The sequence below is a fragment of the Williamsia limnetica genome (genome assembly GCF_003217475.1).
In the GTDB taxonomy this organism is placed as follows: domain Bacteria; phylum Actinomycetota; class Actinomycetes; order Mycobacteriales; family Mycobacteriaceae; genus Williamsia; species Williamsia limnetica.
Window position 1 is genome coordinate 302,869 of the sequence record NZ_QJSP01000009.1, and the last position, 8,526, is coordinate 311,394.

Below are 8,526 nucleotides of genomic sequence, written 5' to 3' on the forward strand. Positions count from 1 at the left end.
ACGAAGATTTCGCAGATCATCGATACTCAACAGTTGTACAACGAACAAAACAAGGAGTGACCCCCTCATGGCGGAGCGCGTAATCCTCGCGTACTCGGGCGGCCTGGACACCTCGGTGGCCATCAGCTGGATCGGTAAAGAGACCGGCAAGGAGGTGGTGGCCGTGGCCATCGACCTCGGTCAGGGTGGCGAGGACATGGAGGTGGTCCGTCAACGGGCCATCGATTGTGGCGCCGTCGAATCCGTGGTGGTCGACGCCCGTGACGAGTTCGCGGACGAATACTGCCTTCCGGCGATCACCAGCAACGCCCTTTACATGGACCGGTACCCGCTGGTGTCGGCGATCTCGAGGCCCCTGATCGCCAAGCATCTGGTGACCGCAGCACGCGATCACGGCGGCACCATCGTCGCGCACGGTTGTACCGGCAAGGGCAATGACCAGGTCCGCTTCGAGGTCGGATTCGGCTCGCTGGCACCCGAACTCGAGGTCATCGCGCCGGTTCGCGACTATGCCTGGACCCGGGAGAAGGCGATCAACTTCGCCGAAGAGAATGCGATCCCCATCAACGTCTCGAAGAAGTCGCCGTTCTCGATCGACCAGAACGTGTGGGGTCGCGCGGTGGAGACCGGATTCCTCGAGGATCTGTGGAACGCTCCCACCAAGGACGTCTACTCGTACACCGAGGACCCGACGATCAACTGGCAGGCCCCCGACGAGGTCATCATCAGCTTCGACAAGGGACGTCCGATCGCGATCGACGGTCGCCCGGTCAGCGTGCTGGAGGCGATCGTCGAACTGAACCGGCGCGCAGGCGCACACGGTGTCGGCCGGCTCGATGTCGTCGAAGACCGTCTGGTCGGTATCAAGAGCCGCGAGATCTACGAGGCACCCGGTGCCATGGTCCTGATCCGCGCCCACGAGGAGCTCGAGCACGTCACCCTCGAACGCGAACTCGGTCGCTACAAGCGGCACACCGATCAGAAATGGGCCGAGCTTGTCTATGACGGCCTCTGGTTCTCGCCGCTCAAGGCGTCGCTGGAAGCATTCGTCGACCACACCCAGGAGCACGTCACGGGCGACATCCGGTTGAACCTGCACGGGGGCCACATCGCGGTCACCGGTCGGCGCAGCCCGGAGTCGCTGTACGACTTCAACCTGGCCACCTACGACGAAGGCGACACGTTCGATCAGTCCGCTGCAAAGGGCTTCGTGCATCTGCACGGGTTGTCGTCGAAGATCTCCGCGAAGCGGGATCTGGCGTAGTGGCACCGCAGGCGTCGAACGAGGGGTCCGCCACCAACGAAGGCTCCCTCTGGGGAGGTCGCTTCGCGTCGGGGCCTGCGGACGCCATGGCGGCCCTGAGCAAGTCGACCCATTTCGACTGGGTGCTCGCGCCGTACGACATCCGCGCGTCCCAGGCCCACGCGAAGATCCTGCACAGAGCGGGCCTGCTGTCCGACGATGATCTGGCGACGATGCAGGACGGGCTCAGTCGGCTCGCGGACGACGTCCGCTCCGGCGCGTTCGGTCCGGCCGAGAGCGACGAGGACGTGCACGGCGCGCTCGAACGGGGCCTGATCGAACGGGTGGGCGCCGAGGTCGGGGGCCGGTTGCGGGCCGGTCGATCGCGAAATGATCAGGTGGCGACGCTGTTCCGGATGTGGCTGCGTGATGCGGTGCGAGCGGTGGCAACGGGCGTCCTCGACGTGGTCGATGCGCTGATCGCCCAGGCGAGCGCGCATCCGGATGCGGTCATGCCCGGCAAAACGCACCTGCAGGCCGCGCAGCCGGTGCTGCTGGCACACCATCTTCTGGCTCACGCGCATCCGCTGATCCGTGATGTGCAGCGACTCAAGGACTTCGACAAGCGTGCGGCAGTGTCGCCATACGGTTCGGGTGCGCTGGCAGGTTCCTCCCTGGGGCTGGACCCGGAGGCGATCGCTGCCGATCTCGGGTTCGACTCGGCGGCGGACAACTCGATCGATGCCACGTCGTCGCGAGACTTCGCGGCGGAGGCGGCGTTCGTGTTCGCCCTCATCGGCGTGGATTTGTCCAGGATGGCCGAAGAGGTGATCCTGTGGAGCACACCGGAGTTCGGGTACATCACGCTCGCCGACGCGTGGTCGACGGGCAGCTCGATCATGCCGCAGAAGAAAAACCCCGATGTCTCAGAACTGACGCGAGGCAAGTCCGGCCGTCTGATCGGCAACCTGACGGGGTTGCTCGCAACGCTCAAAGCGCAACCCTTGGCCTACAACCGGGACCTGCAGGAAGACAAAGAGCCGGTGTTCGATTCGGTGACACAGCTGCTGCTGTTGCTCCCCGCGATCGCCGGCCTGATCCGGACGCTCACATTCCACGAGCAGCGGATGGCCGAGCTCGCCCCTGCGGGCTTCACGCTCGCCACCGATATCGCGGAGTGGCTGGTGAGGGCGGGCGTTCCCTTCCGGGTGGCGCATGAGGTCGCAGGCGCATGCGTACGGGTTGCCGAAGAACACGGGGTCGGATTGCCCGATCTCACCGACGAGCAGTTCGCCCAAATCCACCCGGCGCTCACGCCCGCGGTGCGAGAGGTACTCACGGTCGAGGGCTCGATCGCATCTCGCGACGCTCGTGGTGGCACGGCGGGGACGCGGGTTGCCGAACAATTGCATAGGCTGGCCGAGTCGGCCGCCGGGCACCGCGACTTCTAGTCGGCTCCCGGGACGTCGACACTGGCACCGGGGGTAGAGTGTGACGCCAGTCACTGTCCAGCAGTTCGTCGTTCGTGAGGGGTGTTTGTGCGCGGCCTTCCCAACATCAAGGAATCCCTTGATCGTGTTGTAGCCACTGCTCAGAACGGGCTGGAGGTCATCCGGTACGGCAGTCTCGAAACCGGCACCAAACCGGCTCCCTACAGAGTCGAGGAAACAGTGCCCATGTACCGGTTGCGCCGGTACTTCCCCGACGACCCCGCCGACGGACCGCCTGTCGTGCTGGTACCACCGATGATGGTGTCGGCGAACGTATATGACGTCACGGCGGACAACGGCGCCGTGACAATCCTGCACAACGCGGGGCTGGATCCGTGGGTTGTCGACTTCGGGTCGCCCGACAAGATCGACGGTGGGATGAACCGAACGCTCGCCGATCACATCGTGTCGATCAGCGAAGTGATCGACAGCGTGCGTGAGGTCACGGGCAAAGACGTCCACCTCGCCGGGTACTCGCAGGGCGGCATGTTCTGCTACCAGACCGCGGCGTACCGGCGCTCGAAGGGAATCGCCAGCGTCATCACCTACGGCAGCCCGGTCGACGTACTCGGGGCGCTGCCGCTGGGTCTCCCTGCCGCGCTGGTCTCGCCGGGTGCGCAGTTCCTCGCCGACAATGTCTTCAACCGGCTCTCGGTTCCCGGGTGGCTGGCGCGTACAGGGTTCCAACTCGTCGACCCCGTCAAGGCCGCCCGGAGCAGGATCGATTTCCTCCGCCAGCTCCATGATCGCGAAGCGCTGCTGCCGCGCGAGGACTCCCGCCGGTTCATCGAGGTGGATGGGTGGGTCGCGTGGTCCGGGCCGGCGGTGGCCGAGCTTCTACGCCAGTTCGTCGTGCACAACCGGATGGTCGGCGGGGGTTTTGTCATCGGCGATCAGGTGGTGACGTTGGCGGAGGTCACCAGTCCGGTGCTGGCTTTCCTCGGCGAAGCCGACGACATCGGGCAACCGGTGGCCGTCCGGGGCATCCTGCGTGCGGCGCCGCTGTCGCAGGTGTATGAATCCGCGTTGCCGGTCGGACATTTCGGGCTCGTGGTCGGATCGACCGCGGGAACCAGGACCTGGCCGACGACCGCGGAGTGGATCCGGTGGCACGACGGCACCGGGCCGCAGCCCGAAGCCATCGAGAAGATGCACGACGACAGCGACCGCAGCGGTCAGACCGGCGTGAGCTTGTCATCGCGGGTGGCGCACGGTTTCGGGTCTGCAGCAGGCGTCGGGGCGGAGGCGGGTCGAGAGATCTTCGGCGCTGCACGTTCGGTCACCCGGACCACGGACGCTGTCTTTCGAGAATCGGCGCGCGTACTCCCCAGGCTGGTCCGGCTGGGGCAATTGCAATCGCGCACCATGATCTCTCTCGGCAAGCTCATGAACGAGAACGCCCGTAAGCACGGGCAGCAGGAACTGTTCCTTTTCGAGGATCGGGTACTGAGCCATCGCCAGGTGAATGACCGTATCGACAATGTGGTGCGTGGTCTCATCTCGTGCGGCGTACGACCGGGACAGCACGTGGGCGTCCTGATGGCCACCAGGCCCAGCGCCCTGGTGGCGATCGCGGCATTGTCGCGGCTCGGTGCCGTGGCGGTCATGCTCTCGCCCGGCAACGATCTCAAACAGTCGCTGCGGCTTGGTGATTGCGCTCTGGTGCTGGCGGATCCGGCTAACCTCGATGACTCGGCAGCCATCGCGGACCGGGTTCTGGTGCTCGGCGGGGGCGGCGGCGATGCCCGCAAACTGGCGCAGGCCGACGGTGAACGCATCATCGACATGGAACAGATCGACCCCGATGCGGTCGAGGTGCCATCGTGGTACCGGCCCGACCCGGGTCGGGCAGGCGATCTGGCGTTTGTCCTGTTCAGCAAGAACGGTGGCACGCTGGAGAAGTGGCCGGTCACGAACCATCGGTGGGCACTGTCGGCGTTCGGCGCGGCGTCCGCTGCGGCGCTCAGCGGCAGTGACACCGTCTACTGCCTCACACCGCTGCACCATGCCTCGGGACTGCTCACCGCACTCGGTGGAACTGTCGCGGGCGGTGCGCGGATCGCGTTGTCCGGCGAGATCGACCCGGAACGCTTCGCCACAGAGGTCTACCGATACGGCATCACGGTCGTCTCGTACACCTGGTCGATGCTTCAAGACGTCATCCAGTCGGACGATCTTGCAATCGGCGTGCACAACCCGATCAGGCTGTTCATGGGTTCAGGTATGCCGGCCGGTCTCTGGGACGATCTCGTCGAACGGTTCCCGAGGGCGCGCGTACTCGAGTTCTTCGCCACCGGCGACGGGTCCGCGATCCTCGCCAATGTCACCGGCACGAAGGTCGGTTCGGCGGGCCGGCCCGTGCCCGGCGTCAACGATGTGGCAATCGCAGCATTCGATCTGAGCGAGGGTCGGTTGATCACCGACAGCGACGGATTCGTCCGTGAGGCACGGGTCGACGAGGTCGGGGTGATGATGTCGAAGGCCGGGCAGCAGTATGAGGTCGGCGCGACCGTCCTGCGCGACGTATTCAACATCGGTGACCGCTGGCAGCTGTCGGAGCACATGTTCAAGCGCGACGCCGACGGCGATTTCTGGTTCATGGGACACACCAGTGGCGTGGTGATCTCGAGCGACGGCTACGTGTACCCGCAGCCGATCATCGATGGCCTGTCTCGCCTGATCCAGGTGAAACACGCGGTGGTCTACAAAGTGGGGGAGCCGGGCAATCAATTGGCCGTCGCGGCCGTGTCGAAGCAGGAAGACACCGGATCACCGACCGGGTCGTCTCTGCGTCTCGCCCTCGCCGGGCTGACCCCGGCACAACGACCGCACATCATCCGGGTTCTCGACACGATCGAAGTGACGAACTCGTACCGCCCGCGCGCCGAGGCGATGCGCGAGGCCGGGATACCCGCGGCGGGCGCGGGCGTCTGGTTCCGTGACGACGACGGCCGCTATCGCCGGTTGACCAGGGCGATCGCGTCCGAGCGCGGGTGGGAGGCCGGCGCCCTCGTCGTCGGTGCGGTACCCGAGCCCCACTGATGGCCCCGAGGCTGACGATGACGGAGCCGGGTACCGTTGGTGCCGTGTCACACGAAGCCGGTTTGAGTCCTCTGTTGCTGACGTTGCTGGCCTGCCCGCAGGACCACGGTCCCTTGCTGGTCATCGGGGACGAGGAGATGTACAACCCTCGACTTCGTCGCTCCTACAAGATCGACGACGGCATCCCTGCGTTGCTGATCGATGACGCGCGCGACGTGGACAGCGATTCCGAACACGAGGCATTGCTTGCTCGCGCCACGGCAACCACCGGACCCGTCTCGGACTGACCTTGGCCGATCTCGTCCCCTTCGACGTCACCCGTCTGGCTTCCGCCACACCATTGCAGGCGGCGCGGCGACTGCTCGGGTCACTGTTGGAGGTTGATGCCCCAGACGGCACCGCCCGGATGCGCATCGTGGAGGTCGAGGCCTACGGGGGTTCGCCCGGCAGCCCATTTCCGGATCCCGCATCTCACGGCTACCGGGGTCCGACCGATCGCAATCGGGTGATGTACGGCAGCGCCGGCCACCTCTACGTGTACCGGTCCTACGGGATTCACTGGTGCGGCAACATCTCGTATGGACCGGTGGGTCAATGCGGCGGCGTTTTGATGCGAGCAGGTGAGATAGTGGCCGGCCATGATCTGGTGTCCATCCGGCGGCCGACTGCGCGCACCGAGTCCCAATTTGCCTGTGGGCCAGGGAATGTGGGTTCGGCGATGGGCATCACCCGAGAGCTCAACGGGTCGGATGTGAGTAGTCCCGATTCGCCGGTTCGACTGTATCGCGGACCACGTATACCTGCGTCCGCGGTGCAAACGGGACCCAGGGTCGGGGTCAGTTCGGCGCAGGACCAACCGTGGCGGCTGTGGGACGGACGTAGCTCGGCTGTGTCCAAGTACCGGCGCGCCGAACCCCTCGGTGCCCTCCGGCTTTCGGGGTCGCGTACCGATGGGGGAAGATCGGGGTCGTGACCGTAGCGAATCCCGACCAGCCGACAGCAATACTCGACGAACTCACGTGGCGTGGACTCATCGCCCAGAGCACCGACATCGACGAGTTGGGGAAAGTGCTCCTCGATCGGACGACGCTGTATGCGGGATTCGACCCGACTGCGCCAAGCCTCCATGCAGGTCATCTGGTGCCGTTGCTCACGTTGCGACGTTTTCAACGCGCCGGCCATCGGCCGATCGTTTTGGCCGGTGGAGCGACCGGAATGATCGGCGATCCTCGGGACGTGGGGGAGCGGGTCATGCAGACCGCCGAGACGGTTGCCGATTCCGCGGAGAAGATCCGGCTCCAACTGGAGCGTTTCGTCGACTTCGACAGCAGTCCTACCGGCGCGGTGGTGGTCAACAATCTGGATTGGACCAGCAAGCTCTCGGTGATCGACTTCCTGCGCGATGTGGGTAAGCACTTCTCGGTCAACACGATGCTCGCCCGGGACACCGTGCGGCGGCGCCTCGAAAGCGACGGCATCAGCTACACCGAGTTCAGCTACATGCTCCTGCAGGCGAACGACTACGTGCAGTTGCATCGGGAGTACGGCTGTTCGTTGCAGATCGGCGGATCGGATCAATGGGGCAACATCATCGCCGGAGTCGATCTGACCAGGCGTGTCGCCGGTGATTCGGTGCATGCGATGACTGTGCCGCTGGTGACTGCCGCGGACGGTAAGAAGTTCGGGAAGTCGACCGGCGGCGGGAGCCTGTGGCTCGATCCGGAGAGAACGACCCCCTATGCCTGGTACCAGTACTTCCTCAACACAGCCGACGCCGATGTCATCAGGTACCTCAAGTGGTTCACCTTCCTCGGGCGGGACGAGATCGACGAGCTCGAGCGGGTGACGGCCGAGACACCACATCTGCGGGAGGCGCAGCGACGCCTCGCCGCCGAGATGACGACGTTGGTCCACGGTGAGTCGAACACCGAAGCGGTCCAGGTCGCGAGTCAGGCCCTCTTCGGTAGAGCCGAACTCACAGACCTGGACGAGGGCACGCTTGCCGCCGCACTCTCGGAAACCACCGTTGCCCAGTTCGATGCAGGGTCCACTCCCACGATTGTCGAGCTCCTGGTGGCGACCGGATTGTCTGAGAGCAACAAGGCTGCCCGCCGCACGGTGGGCGAAGGTGGCGCGTACGTGAACAACCAGAAGGTCACCGCCGAGGACTGGCAGCCGACCACAGCGGACCTACTCCATGGAGCGTGGTTGGTCGTGCGTCGAGGCAAGAAGAACCTCGCCGGCGTCCAGATCGGGTGACCTCTAACCCTCAACCAGTCGCCCCAAGGCCTGTGACCTGGCGATTTGACTCCCAGTGCCGTAGTCCCGTAACTTTCTTCAAGTCAGCGAGTGAGGCGCCGGAGAGCGAGAGTCCGGACTTGCCAACAACACCAACGGGATGTTTTCCTAGAGGAACAACGCTGACCGCCCAGGATGGAAACGAGTCCACTTCAGTGTGGAGCGTATCGTCGTGGGTGGCCGAAGGTCGACAGACTTCAGCCAACACTCCGGAAACGGAATGTTGCGAGCAGGTTTCAAGACTGGTAGGTTGGGAGACCTGCGCCAAACTAGCTTTGGAGCAGAACTTCTAAGCAAGATAATACATAGCTCCTCCGGGATGGCGCGCTACGTGAAGTGCGTGTCGAAGTCGGGGCGAGTGTGTTCTTTGAGAACTCGATAGTGTGTCGATGGATTGTTAGTGCCAATTTAGGTGCTGCGTTCTGTCACGGTGACGAAGCCTTCCTGTGTGGG

6 protein-coding genes are annotated in these 8,526 nt (G+C 64.7%); all 6 read left to right on the forward strand.

Annotated elements, in window-relative coordinates:
* Window positions 1–67: 67 nt before the first annotated feature.
* The 6 genes from DFR67_RS16955 (at window position 68) to tyrS (ending at window position 8,034) form a co-directional block, all read left to right on the forward strand.
* The gene (locus DFR67_RS16955; RefSeq protein WP_084835819.1) at window positions 68–1,264 is read left to right on the forward strand and encodes an argininosuccinate synthase; all 1,197 of its coding nucleotides are present in this window, start codon (window positions 68–70) and stop codon (window positions 1,262–1,264) included.
* Window positions 1,264–2,694, forward strand: a complete 1,431-nt coding sequence (argH, locus tag DFR67_RS16960) for an argininosuccinate lyase (RefSeq protein ID WP_110470654.1) — start codon at window positions 1,264–1,266, stop codon at window positions 2,692–2,694. The genes DFR67_RS16955 and argH overlap by 1 nt, the downstream gene beginning before the upstream one ends.
* Before the next feature lie 87 nt (window positions 2,695–2,781).
* Window positions 2,782–5,775 carry an AMP-binding protein gene (locus tag DFR67_RS16965; protein ID WP_245937996.1) on the forward strand — a complete coding sequence of 998 codons (2,994 nt, stop codon included), beginning with the start codon at window positions 2,782–2,784 and terminating at the stop codon, window positions 5,773–5,775.
* Between the two features lie 17 nt (window positions 5,776–5,792).
* On the forward strand, window positions 5,793–6,062 hold the full coding sequence (locus DFR67_RS16970; RefSeq protein ID WP_110470705.1) for a Trm112 family protein: 270 nt from the start codon (window positions 5,793–5,795) through the stop codon (window positions 6,060–6,062).
* A 2-nt stretch (window positions 6,063–6,064) separates the two neighbouring features.
* Window positions 6,065–6,748 (forward strand): DNA-3-methyladenine glycosylase, encoded by a 684-nt coding sequence (locus DFR67_RS16975; protein WP_110470655.1) that lies wholly within the window; start codon window positions 6,065–6,067, stop codon window positions 6,746–6,748.
* A complete protein-coding gene (gene tyrS, locus DFR67_RS16980; protein ID WP_245937997.1) occupies window positions 6,745–8,034 on the forward strand; it encodes a tyrosine--tRNA ligase in 1,290 nt (429 codons plus the stop codon). Before DFR67_RS16975 ends, tyrS begins: the two co-directional genes overlap by 4 nt.
* Window positions 8,035–8,526: the final 492 nt, after the last annotated feature.

Bases quoted from the DNA above. Each gene is read 5' to 3' on its own strand.
- DFR67_RS16970 (WP_110470705.1), top strand. From the start codon at position 5,793: ATGACGGAGCCGGGTACCGTTGGTGCCGTGTCACACGAAGCCGGTTTG.
- DFR67_RS16955 (WP_084835819.1), top strand. From the start codon at position 68: ATGGCGGAGCGCGTAATCCTCGCGTACTCGGGCGGCCTGGACACCTCG.